Origin of the sequence: Lentzea sp. NPDC092896, from assembly GCF_044754905.1 — a bacterium.
GTDB lineage: Bacteria > Actinomycetota > Actinomycetes > Mycobacteriales > Pseudonocardiaceae > Lentzea.
In genome coordinates this window covers 66448-89637 of sequence record NZ_JBIVPX010000006.1, presented here as the reverse complement: position 1 = coordinate 89637, position 23190 = coordinate 66448, and the positions used below count along the sequence as shown (strand labels likewise).

Here is a 23190-nt window from a genome sequence, read left to right as displayed (position 1 = left end):
TCACACCTCTTCCCTGAGGACGACTACGTCCCCGGCTCGCACGGTGAGGCGCCCGGAGACCTGCGTGCCGGACAACACGTCGACACCGGACGCCTTGATCTCCGCGTCGGTGCCGGTGTGGTTGACGGCGAAGAGGAACGATACGGCGCCTTTCCGGCGTACAAGCTCAATCCCGGCAGGCGACACCACAACGCCCGCACGGGAAAGCGCGTTTTCCATCGTTCGGCCGAGGCCGTTCTCGTCAAGATCGCACGCCACGTACCAGGCGACACCGTTGCCGAACGCGTTGCGTGTCACCGCCGCCACGCCAGGCAACGGGCCGTCGGCATAGGAGACAACGGTGTCAGCCGTGCGCGTGTGCAGGTGCTCCGTCCACAGCGAGGCCGTCGACCCGTCGGTCAGCGAGACCGTTTCGTTCTCCCGCAGCGGGTGGAATTCCTCTGACCACACACCGAGCACGTCCCGGAACGCTCCGGGGTACCCGCCGAGCCGCACGCGCGTGTGCTGGTCGGCGACACCGGACAGGTACGTGACCACGACATGACCGCCGCCTGCCACGTAGTCCGCGATGACGGCGGCGTGCGCGTCGGACACCGCGTAGAAGGCCGGGACGACCACCAGCGAGTACGCGGAGAGGTTCGTGCCCGGCGCCACGAAGTCGACCGTGACACCGGCCTGCCAGAGCGCCTTGTAGTACCCGAGAACGTGCTTGTAGTAGTCGAAGTCGTTGGTCGGGTGCGCGTCCTGGCGCAGCGCCCAGCCGGACTGGAAGTCGAACAGGATCGCGACGGAAGCGTCCACAGTGGAGCCGATGACCTCGCTCAACCGGCCGTACTCGGCGCCGACCTCGCAGACCTCCCGGTACACCTTCGTGTCCGTGCCGGCGTGCGGGACCATCGCCGAGTGGTAGCGCTCGCTGCCGCCGCGCGACTGGCGCCACTGGAAGAACAGCGTGCCGTCGGCACCGCGGGCGATGTTCTGGAACGAGTGCCGCCGCATCTCGCCCGCCGTCTTGGCGATGTTGCGCCGCTGCCAGTTCACCGCCGAGGTCGAGGCCTCCATGAGCAGCCACGGCTTGCCGCCCGCCAGTCCGCGCACGAGGTCCGCGGACATCGCGAGCTCGATGTGCCGATCCGGCGACTGGGCCTCGGTGTAGTGGTCGTTCGACACGAAGTCGACCTCGCGGGCCCACTTCCAGTAGTCGAGGTCGCCGAACGTCCAGTTGACCATGAAGTTCGTCGTGATCGGCACGTCCGGCGTGATCATGCGCAGCACGTCCCGCTCGGCCTTGTAGAGCTCCAGGATCGCGTCGTCGGAGAACCTGTCGTAGTCCAGCACGTGCGCCGGGTTCTGGAACGTCGGCGTGACGCGCGGTGGCAGGACCTGCGCGAAGTCGGTGTAGCCCTGGCTCCAGAACGCCGTGGACCACGCGTCGTTGAGCTGGTCGAGCGTGTAGCGGCTCGACAGCCACTCACGGAACGAGGCCGCGCACGTGTCGCAGTAGCAGCGCTTCACGTGGCACGCGTACTCGTTGCCGACGTGCCACGCGGCGAGAGCGGGGTGGTCGCGGTAGTGCGAAGCCATTTCGGCGGCCAGCGCGGTCGCCCGGTCGCGGTAGATCGGCGACGACGGGCAGTACGCCTGCCGTGAGCCGTGCGAGAGCCGCACGCCGTCCGCGCGGACGGGCAGCATCTCGGGGTACTCGGTGGTGAGCCACGGCGGCGGCGCGGCGGTCGCGGTCGCGAGGTCGACGCGGATGCCGCCGGCGTGCAGCAGGTCCATCACGCGGTCGAGCCAGTCGAACCGGTACTCGCCCTTGCTGACCTCGATCTTCGCCCAGCTGAAGATGCCCAGGCTGACCATGGTGACACCGGCGCGCCGCATGAGCTCGACGTCCTCGGCCCACACGTGTTCCGGCCACTGCTCGGGGTTGTAGTCAGCCCCCCAGCCGAGGCCTTGCAGGTCAGTTGGCCACGTCGTCACGGCGCAAGCGTGGCCGACAACGCCCCCAACGTCAACACAAGCAAACACAACTGCCCGTTGGGGTCTGTTCGGCGGTTGACCGGGACAAGTACCGGGAAACGCCGGGCAACCGCCCGGAACGGGGCTGTCCAGGGGTTTAACAGCTCCGTAACGGGACTTGACATGCTGTATGACTGGGACCACATTATGCGCAACTTTGTTGGAGTCCTGTTCGGTTCGCACGTGCGAGTGTCACCTGTAGGAGCGATGATGGTTCTGCACACGCCTGGTTCCACTCCGTTACCGCACTTCGGTCGGCGAACGATGCTGCGAGTCATGCTGGCCGGTGCGGGCGTCGCCGCGACCGGTGGACTTCTGTCGGCGTGCGGCGGTGGTTCGAGCACGGGCGGCGACTCGAAGGTCGTCACGTTCGGCAACAACCTGTCCGACCAGGTGCCGAAGGACGCGATCACCGCCGCGGTGAAGGCCTTCGAGGCCCAGTCGGGCGGCCTGTCCGTCACGATCAACACCAAGCAGCACGAGCAGTACCAGGAGCAGATCAACAACTACCTGCAGGGCAAGCCGGACGACGTGCTCGCGTGGTTCGCCGGCTACCGCATGCGGTTCTTCGCCGACCAGGGTCTCACCGGCGATCTCTCCGACCTGTGGGGCAAGATCGGCGGCAACTACTCCGACGCGCTCAAGCAGGCCTCCACGGGCACGGACGGCAAGCAGTACTTCGTGCCGTTCACCCAGTACGCGTGGGGCATGTTCTACCGGAAGAGCGTGTGGCAGGAGAAGGGCTACGCGGTCCCGAAGACGCTCGACGAACTGGTCGCGCTCGCCACGAAGATGAAGGCCGACGGCCTGATCCCGATCGCCTTCGCCCAGAAGCAGGGCTGGCCGGGCATGGGCACGTTCGACCAGCTCAACTTCCGCACCAACGGCTACCAGTTCCACGTGGACCTGCTGGCGGGCAAGGAAGACTGGCAGGACAAGCGGGTCAAGGACGTGTTCGACACCTGGAAGCGGCTGCTGCCGTTCCACCAGGAGAACGCGCTCGGCCGCGAGTGGCAGGAAGCCGCGCAGACGTTGCAGCAGAAGAAGTCCGGCATGTACCTGCTGGGCGCGTTCGTGGGCCAGCAGTTCCCGGACGCGGACAAGGAAGACCTCGACTTCTTCCCGTTCCCGGAGATCAACCCGACGCACGGCACCGACACGGTAGAGGCGCCGATCGACGGCTACATGCTCGCGAAGAAGCCGTCCAACTCGGACGGTGCGCTGAAGCTGATGGAGTACCTGTCCTCCGCCGAGCCGCAGCTCGCCTACCTGAAGGCCGACCCGACCGCGGTCGCGACCAACCAGAAGGCGGACCAGGCCGGGTACAGCCCGCTGCAGAAGAAGGTGGCGGACACCATCAAGAACGCCAAGCACATCACCCAGTTCCTCGACCGCGACACCGACCCGGGCTTCGCGAGCGAGGCGGCGACGAACGGGCTCATCGCGTTCATCAAGAACCCCGACGACGTCGACTCCGTGCTCAAGGGCATGGCTGATCAGGCGAAGAACATCTTCAAGTGACCGCGTTGCAGGAGAAGCCGAAGGCGGTGGCCCCCAGCGGGCCGCCGCCTCGTCGGCGTGGAAAGCGTGCCACGGCCCTCGCCGGCACGGACAAGCTCGTGCTGGCGCTCATGCTCGGCATTCCCACGGTCGTGCACCTGCTGTTCGTGTGGATCCCGACGCTGGGCTCGGTCGCGTTGTCGTTCAGCAGGTGGAACGGCATCGGCGGCTTCGAGGACATCGAGTGGATCGGTGTCGGGAACTACGTCGAGATCTTCACCGAGTACCCGCGGTTCTGGCCGGCGGTGCAGCACAACCTGATCTGGCTGGGCTTCCTGCTGATCGTGCCGACGGCGGCCGGCCTGCTGCTCGCCGTGCTGCTCGACCGCGAACTGAAGTTCAGCCGGATCTACCAGAGCGCGCTGTACATGCCGATGGTGCTGTCGCTCGCGCTGGTCGGGTTCATCTGGCAGCTGATCTACACGCCGGACGGCGGTCTGCTGAACTCGGTGCTGGGCCTCGACAAACCGGTCGACTGGATCGGTGACTCGGACATCAACCTGTACGCGGTGATGGTCGCGGCGGCGTGGCGGCACACCGGTTACATCATGCTGCTGTACTTGGCGGGCCTGAAGTCGGTGGACCCGGCGCTGAAGGAGGCCGCGTCACTGGACGGCGCCTCGGCCGCGCAGACGTTCTTCCGCGTCACCTTCCCGGTGATGAAGCCGGTGAACATCGTGGTGGCCGTGGTGACGGTGATCGAGGCGCTGCGCGCGTTCGACATCGTGTACGTCATCAACAAGGGGCGCAACGGCCTGGAGCTGTTGTCGGTGCTGGTGACCGACAACATCATCGGTGAGGCGTCGCGCATCGGCCGCGGATCCGCCGTGGCGGTGATCCTGCTGACGATCTCGCTCGGCGTCATCATTCCGTACCTGTACCAGACGTTCAGCAAGGAGAACCGGTCGTGACGGCCACGCTGGAACGGCCCTCGGCGCCGGTCTCACCGAAGAAGCACCCGGTCACGCCGGCCCGCATCGCGCTGCACGTGTTCCTGATCCTCACGTGCCTGATGACGCTGGCGCCACTGCTGTGGGCGGTCTACGCGTCGCTGCGGACCTACGACGACACGTCGGTCAACGGCTACTTCTCCGTCGCGAAGTCGCTGACGTTCGAGAACTTCGCGAAGGCGTGGGAGATCGGCGACCTGCCGCACTTCTACTGGAACACGTTCCTGATCACCGTGCCGGCCCTGCTCATCACGTTGCTGCTGAGCTCGATGGTGGCGTTCGCGGTGTCGCGGTTCAGCTTCAAGTTCAACATCGCGCTGCTGATGCTGTTCACCGCGGGCAACCTGTTGCCGCAGCAGGTGATCGTGACGCCGCTGTGGCGCCTGTACCGGCTGATCGAACTGCCGGCGTGGATGTCGGAGAGCGAGTCGCTGATCGACTCACCGCTCGGCGTCATCCTGATCCACATCGCGTTCCAGATGGGCTTCTGCACGTTCGTGCTGTCGAACTACATGAAGACCATCCCGTACGAGCTGACCGAGGCCGCCCGCGTCGACGGTGCATCCGTGTTCCGGCAGTACTGGCAGCTGACCCTGCCGCTGTGCCGGCCGGTGCTGGCGGCGTTGGCGACGCTCGAGTTCACCTGGATCTACAACGACTTCCTGTGGGCGTTGGTGCTGATCCAGGACGGCGACAAGATGCCGGTCACGTCGGCGTTGCAGAACCTCAAGGGCACGTTCTTCACCGACAACAACCTGATCGCAGCGGGCTCTCTCCTGGTCGCGCTGCCCACGTTGGTGGTGTTCTTCGTGTTGCAGCGGCAGTTCGTGGGCGGGCTGACGCTGGGCTCCACGAAGGGCTGAGTTCGCGGACGTGCGGAAGGGGCGGCGACCACGTGGTCGCCGCCCCTTCCGCGTGTTCGCCGCCGGCACGATCACCTACCGCCCAGTCACGCAAAAGCGCGTCCGAGCCAACGGCCCGAACGCGCCAAGCGAACTGAAGAACTACTTGCCGCCGGTCTGCGGGTTGAAGTCCGAGATCGACCCCCACCGCCCGACGGGAATCACGATCACACGCGCCTTGCCCACCACGTTGTCGATCGGAATCGCGCCGTCGGCCGGCGTCGGGTCGCCGTGCTTGCGCGAGTCCGACGAGTTGTTGCGGTTGTCGCCCATCACCCACAGCTTGCCGGCGGGGACGGTGACCTTCTCGAACGAGTCCTGCTGGCGCGGGCCGCCGCCGAAGTTCAGGTACGGCTCGTCGAGCGGCTTGCCGTCGACCATCACGCGGCCCTGGTCGTCGCAGCACTCGACGGTCTGGCCGCCGACGGCGATGACGCGCTTGATGAAGTCCGTGCCGCTGGGCTCGGACAGGTTCACCATCGAGCCGAGGTCCTGCAGGGTGCCGACCACGAAGTTCGGGGGCTCCTTGCCGCCGGTCCAGTTCGGCGGGCCGCGGAAGACGATGACGTCGCCCGGCTGGGGGTCGCGGAACAGGTACGTGATCTTCTCGACCAGCACCTTGTCGTTCACGCAGCCCGTGCAGCCGTGCAGCGTCGTCTCCATCGAGGCCGACGGGATGACGAACACGCGCGCGACGAACGTCTGGATGACGACGGTCAGCAGCAGCGCCACGCTGAAGATGACCAGCAGCTCTTTCCAGAACGGCTGCTTCTTCTTCGTCTTCTTCTTGGAGAACCTGGGCGCTGGGTCGTCCTCGTAAGCGGAGGAACGCGACGAGCGGTCCTCATACGACTTAGGGGTCGAACCGGACGTCGAGAAGCGCGACGTGGGTTCAGCGGGGCCGTCTCCAGTGGGAGGGGTCGTCTCCCAGGTCGACGAAGAATCGTCGTTCACGCGATGACTCACACGCCCCACCTTACGGACGTCCGGGTAGGCGCAACGTGAACAGGGCTCCACCCTCGGGGGCTCTGCCCGCCGTGGCCGTGCCGCCGTGCCGTTGTGCCACCTGCTTGACGATGGCGAGTCCCAGGCCGGAACCCGGCAGGGTCCGCGCCTCGGACGAACGGTAGAACCGCTCGAAAACGTGAGGTAGATCGGCGTCCGCGATGCCGGGGCCCGCGTCCGCCACCTCGACCACGGCGCTGCCGTCGCCCACCTGGCGGAGGTTCAGCCGCACCGCCGAACCCGAGGGACTGAACTTCACCGCGTTGTCGAGGAGGTTCAGCACCGCGCGCTCCAGAGCACTGGAATCACCCAGAAGTGTCCACGGTTGCAGCTGCACGTCGAACGTGACGTTCGAGGCGCGGCGGCGGGCGCGGTCCATCGACCGTTCCACCACTTCGACCAGGTCGACGGGCTCGTGGATGACCTGCGGGGCGTCCTCGCGGGCGAGTTCGACCAGGTCACCGATCAGCGTGGTCAGCTCGTCGAGCTGGGCGCGCACGTCCGAGTGGATCTCCTGCTTGTCCACTTCGGACAAGTTGGGCGAATTCGGGCGTTCTGATGCGAGCAACAGCTCCAGGTTGGTGCGCATGGACGTCAGCGGCGTGCGCAGTTCGTGGCCCGCGTCGGCGACCAGGCGGCGTTGTCGCTCCTGCGACTCGGCGACGGCGCCGAGCATCGCGTTGAAGCTGTGCGTCAACCGCGCCAGTTCGTCGTCGCCCGCCACCGGGATCGGCGTCAGGTCACCCGTGTTCGCGACACGTTCCGTGGCCTCTGTCAGCCGTTGCACCGGCCGCAGACCAGTGCGTGCGACGGCCGTGCCCGCGATGGCCGCGAGCAGCACGCCGGCACCGCCGATCAGCAGCAGCACGACGCTGAGCTTGGCCAGCGTGGTGCGCTGGGGCGACATCGACTGGGCGATGATGATCGCCTGGCCAGGCTGGTACTTGACGGCGATGACCCGCGACTCGGTCTTGTGGTCGGTCCAGATGAACTCGTCCCGCTCGCCCTGCGCCACGTCCCAGGCCTCCGCGACCGTCGGCGGCCGGTCGGAGTCCTGCGGGAAGAGCAGCTGCCCGCTGTCGGCCAGCAGCACGGCCATCTTCACGTCGCCGGCCGCGAGGAACGCCGCCGGGTACTTGCCGACGAAGTCCGAGCCGTTGATCTTCTCGCCGGCCGCCACGGCCACCGCTCGCGTGCGCAGACTCTCGTCCAGAGCGTCGTAGGTGCTCTTGCGGACGATCATGTACGCGCCGAACGACACCAGCGCGACGGCCCCGGCGACGCAGAACGCCGCGAGCCAGGTGACCCGGGCCCGCAGCGAGGCCTTCTGCAGCCGTCCCTGTGGCTCCAGGATCACGGAGGGGTCTCCCGCAGGACGTAGCCCACCCCACGCACCGTGTGGATCAGCCTCGGCTCGCCCTCCAGCTCCGTCTTGCGGCGCAGATACCCCACGTAGACCTCGAGAGCGTTGCCCGAGGTCGGGAAGTCGTATCCCCACACGTCCTCCAGGATGCGGCTGCGGGTGAGCACCTGGCGCGGGTGCGCCAGCAGGAGCTCGAGCAGCGCGAACTCGGTGCGGGTGAGGCTGATCGGACGCTCGCCGCGACGGACGTCGCGGGTCGACGGGTCCAGTTCCAGGTCGGAGAACTTCAGGGCGGCGGCGGACTTCTGGGCCGCGTCGTCGTCGTGGGCGGCGCGGCGCAGCAGCGCGCGCAACCGGGCCAGCAACTCCTCCAGCGCGAACGGCTTGGGCAGGTAGTCGTCGGCGCCGGCGTCCAGCCCGGACACCCGGTCGCTCACGGCGTCACGCGCTGTCAGCACGAGGATCGGCAGGTCGTCGCCGGTGCTGCGCAGCCTGCGGCACACCTCGAGGCCGTCGAGGCGCGGCATCATCACGTCGAGCACCATCGCGTCCGGCCTGGCGGCGGTCACCGACTCCAGGGCCTGCATGCCGTCGCCGGCAGTCTCGACCTGGTAGCCGTTGAACTGGAGCGAGCGGCGGAGTGACTCCCTGACCGCCCGGTCGTCATCGACAACGAGGATGCGCATGGGGGCAGTCTTGCCGAGGGATCTGAGAGCCGCCTGAGAAGGGCCCTAACTGCAGGTGTGAGTTCGGCGTTAGCCTTCGAGGCCCCTCGCGACAGGTGCGTTCCACTTCCGCCAGAGCGCAATCAGCCTGATGGTGATGATTATTGACGCACCAGTCAGCGCGACCAGGCCTTTCGGCAAACCGGCCCATTCGCCCACCGCGACGACGACCGCACCGGACAGCGCGGCCACGGCGTAGATCTCTCTCCTCAGGACCAGAGGAATCTCACGGAGGAGCAGATCGCGGAGCGCGCCACCGCCGATGCCGGCCGTCATACCGATGAGGCACGCGGCGTACGGCGTCGCACCGAGTGACAACGCGGTCGACGTGCCGGACGTGACGAACAGGCCGAGGCCCACGGCGTCCAGCAGCAACACGCTGCGACGGAGCTTCGCGACCTGCGGGTGGAACCAGAAGACGATCAGGCCCGTGCCGCCCGCGACCAGCAGGTACGGCCAGTTCCGCAGGCTCGTCGGCGGGTGCACGCCGAGCAGCACGTCGCGGATGATGCCGCCGCCCAACGCCGTCGTGAGCGCCAGGATGATCACGCCGAACACGTCGAGGCGTGCGCGGACCGCAGCCACCGCACCGGAGGCGGCGAAGACCGCGATACCGATCAGCTCCAGGACGATGAGCAGCACGAACGGAGAGAATAGTGGGTCATCGAGGCGGCGCTGCCCGGCGGTAACCGGCGTCCAGCCGGCCTCCCGCGGACTCCAGCACGGCCTCCACGACCGCGATGAACCGCTCGGCGCCCTGGCCTCGCACCAGCGCCCGGTAGGAGTCCACGAGCTCGTCCTCCTTGGCCTCGCGGAGCCTGCGCATCAGCCACTTCCCGTGCCCGAGCCACCGGTTCTGCACGACCAGCGCCAGCTCGCCCGCGCAGGTCAGCAGCCGTGCCGCGACGAACAGCAGTTCGTCCTCGTCCCGTGCGCCTAGGAGGTCTTCGAGCAGGTCCGTGGTGCCGTAGCGGCGGTCTTCCAGCTCGGTGACGGTCGCGAGTGGCGGGCCGGCGTCCAGCAGCACGCGCGCCTCGGCCCGCATGCGCTGACCGGTGCCGTCGGCGTCGATCATCAGGAAACCCTCGGCGCACATGTGCAGCAACGGAGGCCGCCGGCCCTCGGTGTCACGGGCCACGAAGTCCTGGAACGACTCGATCGTGTGGCAGAACAGCTCGACCGGCCAGCCGCGGTGCCGCACCGTCTCCCGGAACGCGCCCGGCAGGTCGTCGACGATCACGACCATGTCCAGGTCGGAGTTGGCGGTGTAGTTCCCCGCCGCCACGCTGCCGCCCAGGAAAGCGGCCGTGGCCAGTGGAAACCGGACGTCGAGGAAGTCCCGCGCGACCTGCACCGGGTCCTTGTCCCAGTCCAGCGGATGCCCGGTGACGTAGTAGTCCTCGTCGGGGCTCAGCGGGCCGAGCACCTGCTCGACGCGCGGCCGGATCTCCGGGACCACCTCGTGCATGTCCACGAGCCACGGGTTGTCCTCGGCGTCGAAGAACGGCCTGATCGCCAGGAACTGGGCGCGGGAGAGCTCGCGCACGCTGACCGGTGCCCCGCTGCGCCGCTTCTCATAGCCCTTCAGGCGCCAACCCATGTTGTCGCCGTAGGCATGCCTGACCTCGTCCTGGTCCCCCGCCACGCGTTCATTCTTACTCGACGAGGCCGCCCGGACGAATTCACACGTGTGCAACCGCGAGCAAATAGCCCAGTGCCGGCTGGATGGCCAGCGGCGACAGGATCTGGTCGAGGTACTGCCGGGCCTCTTCCCCGTGCGCCGCGACGAGGGCGTCGTAGTGCTTCCGCGCGCCGACCTGCATCCGCGGCACGGTCTTGCGCGTCTCGGTGCTCAGATCCAGCAGCTCCACGACCTGCAAACCGGCCGCCGCCAACAACTTCGGGTAGCCGGCGAAGGTGGGCAGCTCGTCGATGTCGTACTGGCTCAGGATCGGCTGGAGATCGTCCAGCACCCCCGGTGCGACCGGCCTGCGCTGCACGAAGTCGGACACCACCACGACGCCTGACCGCCGGACGACGCGGGTGAGCTCCCGCAGCACGCCGACCCTGTCCCCCAGGTGCGGCAACGTCTCCACGGCCCACGCCGCGTCGAACGTGTCGTCGGGGAACGGCATCGCGTGCGGATCCGCGTGCACGAACCGGACCTGCTCGTCCACGAACAGGGCCTCGGCCCGCGTGTTGGCCCGCGCGACGTGCTCGGCGCACGGTGAGACCGAGACGATGTCGGCGTGCGAGGCCTCGGCCAGCCGGAACGCGGACGTGCCGACGCGGCGCCCCAGGTCCAGCACGCGCCAGCCGTGCCGGGCACCGAGCCGGTCGATGTGCAGCGCAGTCATCCGCTCGGCGGCGATGCGGTTGGGCGAGTCGTCCTCTTCGGACGTCCAGAGACCGAAGTGGAGGTTGTGGTCCCAGATGGCGCGCATGACCTCGTGGTAGACGTCCGCCATCAGAAGAAGTCCGCGAGCCGGGGTGTGCCGGACGAACCGGTGAGCTGGTCCAGCACGGCCGCGCCGGCCGGGTCGCCCTCCAGCAAACCCCCGCGCCGCAACGCATGCGTGTTCTGCGCGCCGGAGAACCACGGACCGAGTGCCCGCGCGTGCAACCGCACCGCGCCGGTGCCGCCGGGTTCGACGCGCACCGATCCGTTCTCCACGACGATGCGGTGCAGGCCGGCGTGCCACGGCGCGTGCTCGTCGATGATCTCCACGTCCACCACGACATCGGCCAGCCGCAGCCAGCCGCGGGCGGCCACGGCGGCGGGCAGGTCGACGACGCGTTGCATCCACGTCGAGGTCAGCACCGGGTGGCGGAACGGGGTGGCACCCAGGAAGTTGACCGTCGCCGGGTCGGTGATCCGCAGTTCGATCGTCTCCAGCGTGCCGGCCCAGGACGCCAGCGAGGCGAGCAGGTTCAGCTGGGCCTCGACGTCGACGCCGATGAGGTCGAAGACCTTGAGCCGGCCCATGCCGTCGCCGGGCTCGCGTTTGGCGGTCAGGTACCCGCGCAGTCCGTCCTGGCCGGGCAGCACGGTCACCAGGTCCAGTTCGAGCACCTTGGCGAGCTCGATCCTCGGCGGGCGCCGGTCGGCCATGCCGTCGACCGTCCGCGCCACCTCCAGGTAGCACTCGTGCAGCGCCGTGAGATCGCTCCCATCAGCAGGGCGCGACGCCAGCCGCTCGGTGGGGCGGGGAACCGACAGCAGCCGGTCCATCGGCAGCTCGACCCACTCGAAGACCCCGGCGCGTTCCCAGCCGCGGCCCCGGTACAGGGCCGGCACGGTCGGGTAGAGCGCCGAGATCGGCTGGCCGTGCTCGCGCATGGCGACCAGAGAGGCGTCGAGCAACGCGTTCGCCACGCCCCGGCCGCGATACGCCCCGTCGACGGCGACGCCGCCGATCCCGCCCATGGGAACCGGGGCGCCCCCGTAGAACTGCGCGTACGAGCCGATGTCGAGCGCACCCGCGACCCGGCCGTCGATCTCGGCGACCAGTCCGTGCGTACCCGGTTTCAGCAACGGTCCGGTCGGCTCGGTCCCGTTGAACGCGATCCGGCGGAGCCTGAACACGGCGTCGCGGTCGTCTTCGGTGTACTCACGGATGTGCACGGACAACTATTTACCAGGAAAAGAAGCCCTGTCCCGTCTTCTTTCCCAGCTGGCCACCGGCGACTTTGTCTCGTAACAACTTCGGCGGCTCGAACCGCGGCCCCAGCTCGGCCGCGAGGTGCTCGGCGATCGCCAGCCGGACGTCGAGCCCGACCAGGTCGGTGAGCTCCAGCGGACCCATCGGCCAGCGGTAACCGAGCTTCATGCCGGTGTCGATGTCCGCCGCGGAGGCGACGCCCTCCTCCAGCATGCGAATCGCTTCCACGCCCACGGCGACGCCCAGTCGAGACGTCGCGAAGCCGGGAGAGTCGCGCACTTCGATGACGGTTTTTCCCATTTGTTCGGCCCAGGTTCGCGCCTTGGCCACGTTCGCCGGGTCGACGCCCTCGTGGTGCACCAGTTCGACGAGCTGCTGCACCGGGACGGGGTTGAAGAAGTGCATGCCCAGCACGCGTTCGCCGGGCAGACCGGCGGCGATCTCGGAGATCGACAGCGAGGACGTGTTGGAGGCCAGGACCGCGTTCGGGCACTTCTCGGCCGCGAGCCCCAGGACCTTCTGCTTGAGCGGCACGTTCTCCGGCACGGCCTCGACGACCAGCTCGGCGTCCGCGGGCAGCTCACCCGTGCTCAGGTTCGCGAACACCGCCTCCGCGTCGGCGAGCTTGCCCTTCTCCTGCGCCTTGTCCAGGGAGCGCCGGACGGCGAGCCTGCCCTGCTCGGCGCGTTCGGCGTCGGCCTCCGACAGCGTGACCTCGTGCCCGCCCGCGAGCAGGAGGTGCACGATGCCGGCGCCCATCGTGCCGCCGCCGATGACGACGGCCTTCACGACACGACCTCGGCGCTGAACATCGCGACCAGCTCCATCCCGCCGATCTCGGCGAGGTTCGCGCCGGACGTGGCCCACTCCGGCGTCTGGAGGGCGGCCTTGAACGACTCCTCCGACTCGAAGTACATCTCCGCGATCAGGTGCAGCTCGGTCTCACCGAGGAAACCCGCGAAGACCACCCGCTGCACCTTGGCGACCTCCGCGCGCACGATGCCAGGAACCGAGTTCACGATCGGCAGGTGCGACTCGAAGTACTTCTCGTCGAAGCCCTCGGGGTCGGCGGGCTTCTTGTACAGCGCGATGTACTTGATCATGTGACACCATCCTCCTCGACTCGCCGAGCACTGTAACGCCCGGAGCACCCGCGGAGCTGAGGCACGATGGTGAGGTGCGGATCATCCTGCTGCGCCACGGCCAGAGCCTCGGCAACGTCGACGAGCTCGCCTACTGCCGCATCCCCGACCACGCTCTCCCGCTCACCGCGACCGGCGAGGACCAGGCACGCGCCGCCGGTCCGACGATCAAGAACCTGATCGGCGACGACCAGGTCGCGGCCTACGTCTCGCCGTACAAGAGGACGAAGCGGACGTTCGAGCTGCTGGGCCTCGACGCCGAGCGGCTCGTCACCGAGCCGAGGGTGCGCGAGCAGGACTGGGGCAACCTGCAGGACCCGGTCCAGCAGGAGGTGCTCAAGCACCAGCGGCACGCGTTCGGGCACTTCTTCTTCCGGTTGCCCAACGGGGAGTCCGGCGCCGACGTGGACGACCGGGTGGCGGCGTTCCTCGACGGCCTGACCGTGCGGATGCACAAGGACGAGAACCACCCGAAGACCGTGCTGGTCGTGTCGCACGGCCTGACGATCAGGTTGCTGTGCCGCAGGTTCTTCGACTGGAGCATCGACCTGTTCGAGTCACTGTCCAATCCGGACACCTGCGAGAACCGCGTGCTCGACCACGACGGCACCGGCTGGAGGCTGGACCGTCCCTTCGACCAGTGGCGCGACTCACCGGACGGAACGGTCCAGCGGCCCGTCTAGATGAGCCCGCGCTTGTAGGCGGCGACGAGACGACGGGGAACGAGGAGTTCCTTGCCGTCCAACGTCCGCACGCGCACCAGGTCCGGCGCGGTGGCCTTCCACCGCGACCGGCGGTGGCGCGTGTTGGACCGTGACGTCTTGCGCTTGGGAACGGCCATCAGCGCTCTCGCTTTCCGTAGCGGCGGTTGAACTTCTCGACCCGGCCTGCGGTGTCGACGAGGCGTTGCGTGCCCGTCCAGAACGGGTGCGAGTCGGCGGTGATGTCGACGACGAGCAGCGGGTAGCTGTTGCCGTCCTCCCACTCGATGCTCCGGCTCGACGTGGCGGTCGACCGGGTCAGGAACGTCTTGCCGGTGGACGCGTCCTGGAAGACGACCGGGTGGTAGTCGGGGTGGATTCCTGGCTTCATACATCCAACTTTCGGATCGAGTCCACGAAGGACAGTTCGTCGTCGGTGAGCAGTGCGCTTTCGAACGCCGCGGTGATGTCCTCCGGCTCGCCCAGGGTGATCGCCACGATCTGAGTGGTCCTGCTCCCGCGTGGGCCGCCCTCGCCGACGTGCATCCCGCAGCCCGCGGATTCCAGGTGCAGTGCGACGTCCGGCTCGTCCGCGACCCACAGCCGGCCGCGCGAGCGCACGACCGTTCCGTCGAGCAACGAGTCGAGCGCCTCGTTCAGGCGTGCCGGGTGGAACGGCCGGTCGGCCGTGAAAACCGCTGTCGAGACACCACATTCGGGCGTCAGAGGCACCAACCGCGGCCGCGTGCTCTTGCGCACGACCACCGTCTCGGGCGTGCAGCGGTGCGCGCCGGGAGCCAGCCGGTCGAGCACGGCGAGCGTGCGTTCGTCCGCGTCTCCCTGCAGCACCAGCACATCCGCGGCCTCGGCCTGCGCGACGACGACCTGCGCCACCGTGCGTCGGTCGCTGACCATCGAGGCGTCGCCCAGTGCGTCGTCCAGCCAGGTCGCCGCGTCGAGGACGGTGATCACGCACTCGACGTCGACACCGAGGTTGCGGCGCACCGCGTCCGGTTCGAGCAGCGGGTCCAGGTGCAGCACGACCGTGTGGCCGTCGAAGGTCCCGAGCAACTCGCGCAGGTCCTCTCGCACGGTGCAGGACACGCAGCCGTGCAGCAGTTCGACGTCGGTCGCGATGCCGTCGACCCACCGCCGTACGCACGTTTCCGCAGCTACGTGCCGCACGAGCACCGAACCGGGCCGGTCGCGCCACACCCGCACGGCGACGTCGTGGTCGACCAGCCCCGCCACCATAACGACAACGGTTTCCATGTGAGGTACCGTAGATGAAAACGAAAGTCGTTTCAATCTGCGTTCATCTTTCTGGAGGTACTCGTGCGCTGCCAGCTGACCGGCCGTGAGCCGGGCTTCGGCAACCGCGTCTCGCACTCGCAACGCAAGACGCGGCGCCGGTGGAACCCGAACATCCAGCAGAAGCGGTACTGGGTGCCGTCGCTGAACAGGTTCGTGACGCTCACGCTGTCCGCCAAGGGCATCAAGACCGTCGACAAGCTCGGCGTCGAGGCCGCGGTGGCCCGCCTCCGCGCGCAGGGGGTGAAGGTCTGATGGCCAAGAGCACAGACGTCCGGCCCATCATCAAGATGAGGTCGACCGCCGGAACCGGGTACACGTACGTGACCCGCAAGAACCGCCGCAACGACCCGGACCGGCTGGTGCTGCGCAAGTACGACCCGGTGGCGCGCAGGCACGTCGACTTCAAAGAGGAGCGCTGACGGTGGCGAAGAAGTCGAAGATCGCCGCGGACCAGCGCCGCCGCGAGGTCGTGGCCAGGTACGCGGAACGGCGCCAGGAGCTCAAGGAGATGCTGCGGCACCCGGAGACGCGCGCGGAAGCGTTGCGGGGCCTGCAGAAGCTGCCGCGGGACGCGTCGCCGACCAGGCTGCGCAACCGCGACGTCGTGGACGGACGGCCGCGCGCCTACAACCGGAAGTTCGGCCTGTCCCGCGTCCGGCTGCGGGAGATGGCCCACCGCGGTGAGCTGCCCGGCGTCTCGAAGGCGAGCTGGTGATGCGCGAGAGGAAGCCGCTCAAGCGCAGGGTGAACCTGCTCGCGAAGGAAGGCGTGACGGTCGTCGACTGGAAGGACGTCACGCTGCTGCGCAAGTTCATCTCGGACCGGGGCAAGATCCGGTCCCGCCGGGTGACGGGACTGACGCCGCAACAGCAGCGTCAGGTCGCCACGGCCGTCAAGAACGCACGGGAGATGGCCTTGTTGCCGTACCCGTCACAAGGGCGATGACCCGGACCGCCGCGCTGGCCAGGAAGGCCAGCGCGGCGAGTTGCACCAGCAACGCGAGCGCCCAGGTCGTGTGTTCGTCGACCGTCAGATCGCCACGAACACCCACCAAGAAGGTCGCGTAGAGGCCCCAGCACTGCAGTGCCGCCAAGCCGGCTCCGACGATCGTCGTCCGCAGCGAGACGATCACCACGACCGCCGCGAGCAGGATCAGGGCGAGCAACGGCCAGGCACCGGTGAACGTGGCCACGCCGACTCCGCCGCCGAATCCGAGCGCGGAGCCGTAACCACCTTTCATTCTTCGCATCCGATCGGTGTATCGCCTCAGGTGAGATCAGCGCCACCTCTCCAGCGTGAAGTTGGTGCTTTCGAGTGAGGCACGATCGCACGAATGAACCTGTACGAGGCAGTTCACCGACGCAGGGACACGCGCGCCGAGTTCTCCGGCGAGGAAATCCCGTCCGACGTGCTGCGACGGGTGCTGACCGCCGCGCACGCCGCCCCGAGCGTGGGCCTTTCCCAGCCGTGGGACTTCGTGCTGGTGCGGGATGAATCGATTCGGCGGGCGTTCCGGGATCACGTTCAGGCCGAACGCAGTGTCTTCGCGGCTCAGCTGGATCATGAACGGGCGGAGACGTTCGCTCGTATCAAGGTCGAAGGAGTCATGGAGTCGACCCTCGGCATCGTGGTCACCTACGACCCCGACCGGGGCTCGCCGGCGGTGCTGGGCAGGCACGCGATCTCGGACGCGGGTTTGTACTCAGTGTGCCTGGCGATCCAGAACCTGTGGCTCGCCGCGACGGAAGAGGGACTCGGTGTGGGCTGGGTGAGCTTCTACCGGGAAGATGTGCTGCGCCGTCTGCTGGACATCCCCACAAGGGTCCGTCCGGTCGCATGGTTGTGCGTTGGTCCGGTTCGATCACTGCCCGATACGCCTGATCTGGAACGTCACGGTTGGCGCAACCGACTACCCCTCGATGACGTCCTGCACCACGATCGGTACGGGGCGCGACCGACCCGGTAGCCTGTGCGGGCCGCTCGGCGAGTCGGAACGGAGTCGATGAACGAGTGGAGCAGCGCGATCCGCTGGTAGCGGGCCAGATTCCGCGGTTGGACCTTGAGGTCCGCGCGTTGTACAACGCTGGCCGCGTTCCGGAAGCGAACAGCCTCTTCGACGAGGTCGTCACGAAGGTGTCCCCCGGAGCCGACCGCTGGGTGCGCTCAGCGGTGCTGGTGAACCGGGCGGTCATGGCGTGGCGGCTCGGCCGCATACCGCTGGCCCTGGAACTGGCCGCCGAGGGGTGGACCGACCTCGACATCGACCGTTCCGACAGCCCGGCCGTGGCCCACACGATGGGCTCCCTCGGTTATCTGATGGAGGGCATCGGCAACCGGCGCGCGGCGCTGGACATGCTGCGGCTGTCCGTTCAGGTGGCGAGGCGGGCCGGCAACACCGACGTGCTGGCCCAGTGCCTGCAGCGCCTCGGCGGTTCGCTGAACTTCCGCGCCTGCTCGGGTTCTCCCGCGGCCGCGCCGGCGATCTTCGAGGAAGCCCTGGCGTACCTCGACGAGGGCCTCAGCATCGTGAAGGACGAACTGCACCACCGCGCGCTGCTCGGTGCGTGCGGGCGGTCCCTGGCCGGCGTCGGTCAGCTGGACAAGGCCGAGGAGATGGGCGAGGAGACCCTGCGGCTGTCGTTGGACGCCGACGACCTGTGGGGCATCTCGGTCGGAAACTGGGTTCTCGCCGTCGTGCGTCGCGAACAGAACGATTTCGACGAGGCGCGCACACTCGCGTCCCGTGCGGTGACGAACGCCGAACGCATCAACGACACGTCACTGCTGCTGCGGTTCTCCACGGAGCTGGCGGACATCTGCCACGCCCTGGGTGACGCGGAGGGTGAGGCCGCGGCATTGCGGCGGTCGATGGCGGCTTCTCGCACGGCCACGGAGACGTTGCAGGAAGGTCTGGGCCAGGCGCTGGAGCAGCGCCGGGTGGCCGTTCAGGCACAACGGCTGGCGGTGGCGGCTCAGGAGGCCGCGGCGCGCGACCCGTTGACGGGCCTGGCGAACCGGCTCGGGCTCGAACGTGCCGCTGCCGCGTTGCTGGAGTCGACGGCGGCGCGCGGCAAGGTGCCGTGGCTCGTGCTGGTCGACGTCGACTGGTTCAAGAGCGTCAACGACGACGCCGGGCACGCGACGGGCGACGCGGCGCTGCGCGAGATCGCGGCGTTGCTGCGGCGGGAATGCCGGTCGGACGATCTGGTGGCGCGCTGGGCGGGCGACGAGTTCGTGGTGCTGCTCGGGGACACCGGGCCGAACATGGACGTCGGCCCGAACGTGGCCGAGCGGATCCGCGCGGCCGTGGACGGGCACGACTGGACGATGGTGCTCGGCGCGGTCCGCCGCCCCACCGTCAGCATCGGTGTCGCGGCGGGACCGGCCAAGCTGGACCAGCTGTTCGCGGCCGCCGACATGGCGCTGTACCGCGCCAAGCGACACGGCCGCAACAGGGTCGAGGTCGAGCCCTCGGTGGAAGAGGTGCCCGAGATCGTGTCCGGGAACTGACGTCCCGGACTCAGGGGCTCAGGCGATCAGGCCGCCGCGGTAGGCCACCAGTGCGGCCTGCACGCGGTTGACCGCGCCGATCTTGCCGAGCACGGACGAGACGTAGCCCTTCACCGTCGCCTCCGACAGGTGCAGGGTGCCGCCGATCTCCGCGTTGGACATGCCCTGGCCGATCAGCACGAGCACCTCGCGCTCGCGTTCGGACAGGCTTTGCAACAGCCTGCGCGCAGGCTCCGCCATTCGTTCGCCGTCGGCCACGGCCGCGAGAACTCTGGCGGCGACACCGGGGTCGAGAACGGCTCCCCCGCGCGCGAGATCGCGCACGGCTTTGACGAGCTGTTCCGGTTCGGTGTCCTTGAGCAGGAAGCCGGCCGCGCCGAGGCGCAGTGCTTCCGAAACGTATTCATCGACGTCGAACGTGGTCAGGATGCAGACCCTCGGTGGGTCCGGCAGGGTCCGCAGCCTCCGCAGGGCCACGAGTCCGTCCGAGGTGCGCATCCGGATGTCGAGCAGTACAACGTGCGGACGATGCTGGCGTGCCAGGTCGGCTACCAGGTGTCCGTCATCGGCCTCAGCAACAACTTCGATGTCCCCGACGCTGCTCAGGATCATGCGAAGGCCGGAGCGGACGAGGTCCTCGTCGTCGGCCAGCAGAACCTTGATCACGACGCCTCCCGCATTGGCGTTCCGTGCTCCCTCATGTTCGTGATCTTCGCGTACGCATGCCGAAGACCACGTTAATTCTCAGTTATCTCATCATGTGGTAACGGATTTTCGAGATCACCGGCAACGTTCACAGTTACCGGAATAGCGCTCCGACTTCGCTGCGTAGGCATGCCACCAGGGTTTAGGGGGAGCCTTCGGAACACTGAGTGACGAAACTTGAAAATCCCACTGGGTGGAATGACGTACCAGAAACACGGATACGGCCTCGGTAATCCGATTCAGATGTCTCGTTTGGTCTCGTTTCTGCCCATATGTTTCCTGAATGGGTTTCGGGATCGATACAGGACCCTTGGCGCGGTTCCGGAAAACGCGAAGGTCTTTCGCAATAGCCTTACCGGAAAGTAACGTGCGTCACAACAGCCCTGCCCTGCACGGAGAGGAGCTTCGCGCGATGCGGAGAGCCAATCCGGTGACGTCCCTGCTGGCGATCGCCACCGTCACCGCCTCCCTTTTGATCGTCCCGTCCGCCGCACAGGCCGAGGAGCCACGCGCGGCCGCGTTCGCCGCCGACGACTACTGCCTCGGCCAGTGCAACGACATCGTGCCGCCGGGCAACAACGGCAACGCGACGCTGGCCGAGATCCTCACCCACAAGGCGTTCGGCACCAGGCCCGCGCACTCGGCCGACCAGCTCGGCAAGTACGACGCCCTGGTCAACGGCTACGGCGGCCTGACGAACAGCCAGCTGACCGACTTCTTCAACGACGCGTCGTTCGGCGTGCCGTCCGACCAGGTCGAGAGCACCGTGAAGCCGCGGGCGGACGTGACGATCGTCCGCGACAAGAAGATCGGCATGCCGCACATCACCGGGACCACGCGGTCCGGCACGATGTTCGGCGCCGGCTTCGCGGCCGCCCAGGACCGCCTGTGGCTGATGGACATCTTCCGCCACCTCGGCCGCGGCCAGCTGACCGGTTTCGCCGGTGGCGCGCCCGGCAACCGCGTGCTGGAGCAGAGCTTCTTCAACCAGATCGCGTACACCGAGGCGGACCTGCAGAAGCAGATCGAGTCCGCGGCGGCGAACGGCGGTGAGCGCGGGCGTCAGGCGTTGGCCGACGTCAACGACTACACGTCCGGCATCAACGCGTACATCACGCAGTCCGTCGGTGCCCGCAACTTCCCCGGCGAGTACGTGCTGACCGGGCACGCCGACGCGATCACGAACTGGAACGACATCCAGCCGTTCAAGTCGACCGACATGGTCGCGATCGCCTCGGTGGTCGGCGGGCTGTTCGGTGCCGGTGGTGGCGGCGAGGTGCAGTCGGCGCTGGTGAAGCTGGCCGCGCAGAACAAGTACGGCGCGGCCGTCGGCGAGCAGGTGTGGAAGGCGTTCCGGGCGCAGAACGACCCCGAGGCCGTCCTGACCCTCCACGACGGACAGTCGTTCCCGTACTCGGCCTCGCCCGCCTCGCCCCAGGGCCTGGCGCTTCCCGACTCCGGCAGCATCACGCCGGAGCGGATGGTCTACGACGAGGTGGGCGGCACGGGTGCTTCCGTCGCCGTGCCCGCTGCCGCTGACGTGGCGAAGGCGCGTGGGATTTTTGAGGATGGCGTGCTGCCTGCCGACCTGCTGAACAAGAAGCACGGCATGTCGAACGCTCTCGCGGTCTCCGGTGCTTACACGGACAGCGGGAACCCGATCGCCGTGTGGGGACCGCAGACCGGTTACTTCGCGCCACAGTTGCTGCTGTTGCAGGAGCTCAACGGGCCCGGCATCCGTTCGCGTGGCGTCTCGTTCGCGGGCGTCTCGATGTACGTGCAGCTCGGCCGCGGTGTGGACTACTCGTGGAGCGCCACCTCGTCCGCGCAGGACATCGTCGACACCTACGCCGTTGAGCTGTGCAACGCGGACGGTTCTCCTGCCACCAAGGCCTCTACGTCGTACCTGTTCCACGGCTCGTGCCTGCCGTTGGAACGCCTGGAGCGCAAGAACGCCTGGAAGCCCACGGTCGCCGACGGCACACCCGCCGGTTCGTACACGTTGGTGATGTACCGGACCAAGTACGGCCTGGTGACGAGCCGTGCGACCGTCGGCGGCAAGGTCGTGGCGTACACAACGTTGCGTTCCACGTACATGCACGAGGTCGACTCGATCATCGGGTTCCAGGAGCTCAACGATCCGGGCGCCATCCGTTCGGCCGCCGACTTCCAGCGCGCGGCCAACAAGATCGGCTACGCGTTCAACTGGCTCTACGTCGACTCCCGCGACTCCGCGTACTTCAACTCGGGCCTGAACCCGGTGCGCCGGTCCACTGTGGACCCGAACCTGCCGACGTGGGGCCGCGCCGAGTACGAGTGGGTGGACTGGAACGGCGACGAGAACACGGCCGCCTACATGCCGTTCGCCGGACACCCGAACTCGATCAACCAGGACTACTACGTGTCCTGGAACAACAAGCAGGCCAAGGACTTCACGTTCGGCGGGTTCGGCCACAGCGCCGTGCACCGCGGTGACCTGCTCGACGTTCGCGTGCGTGCTCTGATCGCGTCCGGCCAAAAGGTCACGCGTGCCTCTCTGACCCGCGCGATGGCCGAAGCGGCCGTGGCCGACCTGCGCGCCGAGCAGGTGCTGCCCGAACTGCTGCGGGTGGTGGAGTCCGCTCCGGTCGACCCGTCCTTGGCCCCGGTCGTGCAGAAGCTGAAGGACTGGCAGCGCTCCGGCTCGTTGCGCAAGGAGACCGCGAAGGGCAGCAAGACCTACAACCACGCAGAAGCCATCCGAATTCTGGATGCCTGGTGGCCGCTCCTGGTCGAGTCGGAGTTCAAGCCGTCGCTGGGTGACGACCTCTACAACGCCCTGGTGGGCGCCCAGCAGGTCGACGAGGCCCCGTCCGACGCGCACGGTGCCGCGCCGCACAAGGGTTCTTCGTTCCAGTACGGCTGGTGGGGCTACGTGGACAAGGACCTGCGCAAGGTCCTCGGCGACCCGGTCCAGGGCGCGTTCCCGCAGACGTACTGCGGCGGCGGCACCCTCTCCGGCTGCCGCACCGCACTGGTCGGTTCCTTGGTTCAGGCCGTCGCCAAGCCCGCCACGGCGGTCTACCCGGGTGACGCCGACTGCGCCGCGGGCGACCAGTGGTGCGCGGACACGATCATCCACCGCGCCATGGGCGGCATCACCCAGGACAAGATCCACTGGCAGAACCGCCCGACCTACCAGCAGGTCGTGCAGTTCCCGTCCCGCAGGGGCCAGAACATCGCCAACCTGGCCGCCGGCCGCACCGCCACCGCGTCGTCCCACGAAACGGGCTGGAACACGCTCCCACCGTCCAACGCGCTGGACGGCAACCCCACCACCCGCTGGGCCAGCGACTGGAACGACAACCAATGGATCCAGGTCGACCTCGGCTCAGTGCAACGAATCGGCCGCGCCGCGTTGCGGTGGGAATCGGCCTTCGCCAGGGGCTACCGCATCGAGATTTCCAATGACGGCAGCAACTGGCGGAACGTTTTCTCCACAAGTGCTGGCGATGGCGGCGATGATGTCGTAGCGTTCACCCCACAGGACGCGAGATACCTCCGGATGACGGGTACCCAACGGGCCGGTCAGTACGGATACTCCCTGTACGAACTTGAGGTCTACGTTTCGTAGGCCTTCGAGATGAGGA

The 23190-nt window shown here is 67.9% G+C and carries 26 protein-coding genes; 11 read left to right on the top strand and 15 right to left on the bottom strand.

Going from position 1 to position 23190, the window contains the following annotated elements; all coding sequences use genetic code 11:
• Positions 1–1983: a beta-galactosidase gene (locus ACIQF0_RS28285; RefSeq protein ID WP_401034119.1), complete on the bottom strand. Its 1983-nt coding sequence runs from the start codon at positions 1981–1983 to the stop codon at positions 1–3.
• Between the two features lie 315 nt (positions 1984–2298).
• On the opposite strand from ACIQF0_RS28285, the gene ACIQF0_RS28280 reads away from it, so the two are divergent.
• From ACIQF0_RS28280 to ACIQF0_RS28270, 3 genes are read left to right on the top strand one after another with little or no spacing between them, the layout of a single operon-like run.
• Positions 2299–3543, top strand: a complete 1245-nt coding sequence (locus ACIQF0_RS28280) for an ABC transporter substrate-binding protein (protein WP_360046940.1) — start codon at positions 2299–2301, stop codon at positions 3541–3543.
• Positions 3540–4493 carry a carbohydrate ABC transporter permease gene (locus tag ACIQF0_RS28275; protein WP_401034116.1) on the top strand — a complete coding sequence of 318 codons (954 nt, stop codon included), beginning with the start codon at positions 3540–3542 and terminating at the stop codon, positions 4491–4493. The genes ACIQF0_RS28280 and ACIQF0_RS28275 overlap by 4 nt, the downstream gene beginning before the upstream one ends.
• Positions 4490–5395, top strand: coding sequence for a carbohydrate ABC transporter permease (locus ACIQF0_RS28270; protein WP_401034113.1), 906 nt, complete (start codon positions 4490–4492; stop codon positions 5393–5395). The genes ACIQF0_RS28275 and ACIQF0_RS28270 overlap by 4 nt, the downstream gene beginning before the upstream one ends.
• 141 nt (positions 5396–5536) lie before the next feature.
• Here ACIQF0_RS28270 and lepB read toward each other — a convergent pair whose 3' ends face one another.
• The 9 genes from lepB to ACIQF0_RS28225 form a co-directional block, all read right to left on the bottom strand.
• Complete coding sequence (lepB, locus tag ACIQF0_RS28265) at positions 5537–6400, bottom strand: signal peptidase I (RefSeq protein ID WP_360046937.1); 864 nt, start codon at positions 6398–6400, stop codon at positions 5537–5539.
• Positions 6401–6410: 10 nt separating this feature from the next.
• Positions 6411–7796: a sensor histidine kinase gene (locus ACIQF0_RS28260; protein WP_396425654.1), complete on the bottom strand. Its 1386-nt coding sequence runs from the start codon at positions 7794–7796 to the stop codon at positions 6411–6413.
• Positions 7793–8488 (bottom strand): response regulator transcription factor, encoded by a 696-nt coding sequence (locus ACIQF0_RS28255; RefSeq protein WP_090007381.1) that lies wholly within the window; start codon positions 8486–8488, stop codon positions 7793–7795. Before ACIQF0_RS28255 ends, ACIQF0_RS28260 begins: the two co-directional genes overlap by 4 nt.
• Positions 8489–8557: 69 nt before the next feature.
• Positions 8558–9169, bottom strand: a complete 612-nt coding sequence (locus ACIQF0_RS28250; protein WP_360046936.1) for a trimeric intracellular cation channel family protein — start codon at positions 9167–9169, stop codon at positions 8558–8560.
• Between the two features lie 19 nt (positions 9170–9188).
• Complete coding sequence (locus ACIQF0_RS28245; RefSeq protein WP_401034108.1) at positions 9189–10172, bottom strand: nucleotidyltransferase domain-containing protein; 984 nt, start codon at positions 10170–10172, stop codon at positions 9189–9191.
• Positions 10173–10209: 37 nt separating this feature from the next.
• On the bottom strand, positions 10210–10995 hold the full coding sequence (locus ACIQF0_RS28240) for an SAM-dependent methyltransferase (protein WP_401034105.1): 786 nt from the start codon (positions 10993–10995) through the stop codon (positions 10210–10212).
• A complete protein-coding gene (eis, locus tag ACIQF0_RS28235) occupies positions 10995–12152 on the bottom strand; it encodes an enhanced intracellular survival protein Eis (protein WP_401034102.1) in 1158 nt (385 codons plus the stop codon). Before eis ends, ACIQF0_RS28240 begins: the two co-directional genes overlap by 1 nt.
• Positions 12153–12162: 10 nt before the next feature.
• Positions 12163–12978 (bottom strand): 3-hydroxyacyl-CoA dehydrogenase family protein, encoded by an 816-nt coding sequence (locus ACIQF0_RS28230; protein ID WP_401034099.1) that lies wholly within the window; start codon positions 12976–12978, stop codon positions 12163–12165.
• Positions 12975–13292 (bottom strand): EthD family reductase, encoded by a 318-nt coding sequence (locus tag ACIQF0_RS28225; RefSeq protein WP_093605358.1) that lies wholly within the window; start codon positions 13290–13292, stop codon positions 12975–12977. Before ACIQF0_RS28225 ends, ACIQF0_RS28230 begins: the two co-directional genes overlap by 4 nt.
• A 74-nt stretch (positions 13293–13366) precedes the next feature.
• On the opposite strand from ACIQF0_RS28225, the gene ACIQF0_RS28220 reads away from it, so the two are divergent.
• The gene (locus ACIQF0_RS28220; protein ID WP_401034096.1) at positions 13367–14014 is read left to right on the top strand and encodes a histidine phosphatase family protein; all 648 of its coding nucleotides are present in this window, start codon (positions 13367–13369) and stop codon (positions 14012–14014) included.
• Here the strand turns inward: ACIQF0_RS28220 and rpmF are convergent.
• The 3 genes from rpmF to ACIQF0_RS28205 are packed head-to-tail and all read right to left on the bottom strand — an operon-like array spanning position 14011 to position 15304.
• A complete protein-coding gene (gene rpmF, locus ACIQF0_RS28215) occupies positions 14011–14172 on the bottom strand; it encodes a 50S ribosomal protein L32 (protein WP_401034093.1) in 162 nt (53 codons plus the stop codon). The genes ACIQF0_RS28220 and rpmF overlap by 4 nt on opposite strands.
• Positions 14172–14423: a type B 50S ribosomal protein L31 gene (locus ACIQF0_RS28210; protein WP_360046929.1), complete on the bottom strand. Its 252-nt coding sequence runs from the start codon at positions 14421–14423 to the stop codon at positions 14172–14174. The genes rpmF and ACIQF0_RS28210 overlap by 1 nt, the downstream gene beginning before the upstream one ends.
• On the bottom strand, positions 14420–15304 hold the full coding sequence (locus ACIQF0_RS28205; RefSeq protein WP_401034089.1) for a GTP-binding protein: 885 nt from the start codon (positions 15302–15304) through the stop codon (positions 14420–14422). Before ACIQF0_RS28205 ends, ACIQF0_RS28210 begins: the two co-directional genes overlap by 4 nt.
• A 63-nt stretch (positions 15305–15367) precedes the next feature.
• On the opposite strand from ACIQF0_RS28205, the gene rpmB reads away from it, so the two are divergent.
• Genes rpmB through rpsR form a run of 4 tightly spaced genes read left to right on the top strand, consistent with a single transcriptional unit; the run spans position 15368 to position 16291 of the window.
• A complete protein-coding gene (gene rpmB / locus ACIQF0_RS28200) occupies positions 15368–15598 on the top strand; it encodes a 50S ribosomal protein L28 (RefSeq protein ID WP_401034087.1) in 231 nt (76 codons plus the stop codon).
• A complete protein-coding gene (gene rpmG, locus ACIQF0_RS28195; protein ID WP_355562243.1) occupies positions 15598–15765 on the top strand; it encodes a 50S ribosomal protein L33 in 168 nt (55 codons plus the stop codon). Before rpmB ends, rpmG begins: the two co-directional genes overlap by 1 nt.
• A gap of 2 nt (positions 15766–15767) precedes the next feature.
• Entirely contained in the window at positions 15768–16061 is a 294-nt protein-coding gene (rpsN, locus tag ACIQF0_RS28190; RefSeq protein ID WP_360046926.1) for a 30S ribosomal protein S14, read from the top strand.
• Positions 16061–16291 (top strand): 30S ribosomal protein S18, encoded by a 231-nt coding sequence (gene rpsR / locus ACIQF0_RS28185; protein ID WP_401034082.1) that lies wholly within the window; start codon positions 16061–16063, stop codon positions 16289–16291. Before rpsN ends, rpsR begins: the two co-directional genes overlap by 1 nt.
• Here rpsR and ACIQF0_RS28180 read toward each other — a convergent pair.
• Positions 16239–16595 carry a hypothetical protein gene (locus ACIQF0_RS28180; RefSeq protein WP_360046924.1) on the bottom strand — a complete coding sequence of 119 codons (357 nt, stop codon included), beginning with the start codon at positions 16593–16595 and terminating at the stop codon, positions 16239–16241. The two genes, rpsR and ACIQF0_RS28180, sit on opposite strands and share 53 nt — an antisense overlap.
• Before the next feature lie 84 nt (positions 16596–16679).
• On the opposite strand from ACIQF0_RS28180, the gene bluB reads away from it, so the two are divergent.
• Both bluB and ACIQF0_RS28170 read left to right on the top strand, forming a co-directional pair.
• Positions 16680–17312: a 5,6-dimethylbenzimidazole synthase gene (bluB, locus tag ACIQF0_RS28175; protein ID WP_360046923.1), complete on the top strand. Its 633-nt coding sequence runs from the start codon at positions 16680–16682 to the stop codon at positions 17310–17312.
• Between the two features lie 86 nt (positions 17313–17398).
• Positions 17399–18856: a diguanylate cyclase gene (locus ACIQF0_RS28170; protein ID WP_360046922.1), complete on the top strand. Its 1458-nt coding sequence runs from the start codon at positions 17399–17401 to the stop codon at positions 18854–18856.
• 18 nt (positions 18857–18874) lie between these two features.
• Here ACIQF0_RS28170 and ACIQF0_RS28165 read toward each other — a convergent pair whose 3' ends face one another.
• Positions 18875–19522 (bottom strand): response regulator transcription factor, encoded by a 648-nt coding sequence (locus ACIQF0_RS28165; protein ID WP_030481367.1) that lies wholly within the window; start codon positions 19520–19522, stop codon positions 18875–18877.
• A gap of 451 nt (positions 19523–19973) precedes the next feature.
• Between ACIQF0_RS28165 and ACIQF0_RS28160 the strand changes: the two genes are divergently transcribed.
• A complete protein-coding gene (locus ACIQF0_RS28160; RefSeq protein ID WP_401034075.1) occupies positions 19974–23174 on the top strand; it encodes a penicillin acylase family protein in 3201 nt (1066 codons plus the stop codon).
• Positions 23175–23190: the final 16 nt, after the last annotated feature.

Coding starts and splice junctions, on each gene's coding strand:
- ACIQF0_RS28225 (WP_093605358.1), bottom strand. CDS start 13,292: ATGATCAAGTACATCGCGCTGTACAAGAAGCCCGCCGACCCCGAGGGC.
- ACIQF0_RS28280 (WP_360046940.1), top strand. CDS start 2,299: ATGCTGGCCGGTGCGGGCGTCGCCGCGACCGGTGGACTTCTGTCGGCG.
- ACIQF0_RS28160 (WP_401034075.1), top strand. CDS start 19,974: ATGCGGAGAGCCAATCCGGTGACGTCCCTGCTGGCGATCGCCACCGTC.
- ACIQF0_RS28205 (WP_401034089.1), bottom strand. CDS start 15,304: ATGGAAACCGTTGTCGTTATGGTGGCGGGGCTGGTCGACCACGACGTC.
- bluB (WP_360046923.1), top strand. CDS start 16,680: ATGAACCTGTACGAGGCAGTTCACCGACGCAGGGACACGCGCGCCGAG.
- rpsR (WP_401034082.1), top strand. CDS start 16,061: ATGCGCGAGAGGAAGCCGCTCAAGCGCAGGGTGAACCTGCTCGCGAAG.
- ACIQF0_RS28180 (WP_360046924.1), bottom strand. CDS start 16,595: ATGCGAAGAATGAAAGGTGGTTACGGCTCCGCGCTCGGATTCGGCGGC.
- ACIQF0_RS28240 (WP_401034105.1), bottom strand. CDS start 10,995: ATGGCGGACGTCTACCACGAGGTCATGCGCGCCATCTGGGACCACAAC.
- ACIQF0_RS28210 (WP_360046929.1), bottom strand. CDS start 14,423: ATGAAGCCAGGAATCCACCCCGACTACCACCCGGTCGTCTTCCAGGAC.
- rpmF (WP_401034093.1), bottom strand. CDS start 14,172: ATGGCCGTTCCCAAGCGCAAGACGTCACGGTCCAACACGCGCCACCGC.
- rpmG (WP_355562243.1), top strand. CDS start 15,598: ATGGCCAAGAGCACAGACGTCCGGCCCATCATCAAGATGAGGTCGACC.
- ACIQF0_RS28255 (WP_090007381.1), bottom strand. CDS start 8,488: ATGCGCATCCTCGTTGTCGATGACGACCGGGCGGTCAGGGAGTCACTC.